Raw genomic sequence first — 854 nt, forward strand, 5'->3', positions numbered from 1 at the left:
TAGGCTCAGGACCTATTAATTTTCTTGCGGATCGGTTTTCGGTGTGATTCACAGTCTCCATTGAAGGAGGCTGCGATGGGTGATTTGTTTCTGCTGAGCGAGCGCCAGATGGCGCGGATATCGCCGCATTTTCCGCTGTCGCATGGCGTTCCGCGGGTTGACGACCGGCGGGTGGTGAGCGGCATCGTCTATGTGATCAGGAACGGGCTGCAGTGGAAGGACGCACCGAGCGGGTATGGCCCGCATAAGACGCTCTACAACCGCTTCATCCGCTGGAGCCGGCTCGGAGTGTTCGACCGCATCTTCGCTGCGCTCGCCGGCGAAGCGCCAGAGCCAGAACGCATCATGATCGACGCCACCCATCTGAAGGCCCACCGCACCGCGGCGAGCCTGCTTAAAAAGGGGATGTTCCCCGTCGTATCGGGCGAACGAAAGGCGGGCTGAACTCCAAGCTGCATGCCGTTTGCGACGCCGAGGGCCGGCCGCTGGTGCTGCTTTTGAGCGAAGGGCAGATGAGCGACCACAAGGGCGCCCGGCTCTTGCTCGACGTGCTGCCGCCCGCCGACAGCCTGATCGGCGACAAAGGCTACGACAGCAATTGGTTCCGAAAGGCGCTTGCCGACAGAGGCATCGAGTCTTGTATCCCGCCCACCAAGAGCCGCAAACAACCGATCGACTACGACAAGGGGCTCTATCGCCAGCGTCACAGAATTGAGAACATGTTCGGCAAGCTCAAGGACTGGCGACGCATCGCCACCCGCTACGACCGATGCGCCCACACCTTCTTCTCGGCAATCTGCATCGCCGCTGCCGTCATCTTCTGGCTTTGATCAATGAGTCCGGACCCTAGTCAC

General features: G+C 60.8%; 1 protein-coding gene. It reads left to right on the forward strand.

Annotation, left to right across the window (positions count from 1 at the left end; all coding sequences use genetic code 11):
- The first annotated feature begins 75 nt into the window (after nucleotides 1–75).
- Nucleotides 76–830 (forward strand): IS5 family transposase gene (locus C5748_RS27375; protein WP_105746201.1). Its coding sequence is split into 2 segments (ribosomal slippage): nucleotides 76–409 and nucleotides 409–830, totalling 756 coding nucleotides; the frame shifts between segments, so codons are not numbered across the junction.
- Nucleotides 831–854 lie beyond the last annotated feature (24 nt).

Source organism: Phyllobacterium phragmitis (genome assembly GCF_002980495.1).
Classification (GTDB): domain Bacteria; phylum Pseudomonadota; class Alphaproteobacteria; order Rhizobiales; family Rhizobiaceae; genus Paramesorhizobium; species Paramesorhizobium phragmitis.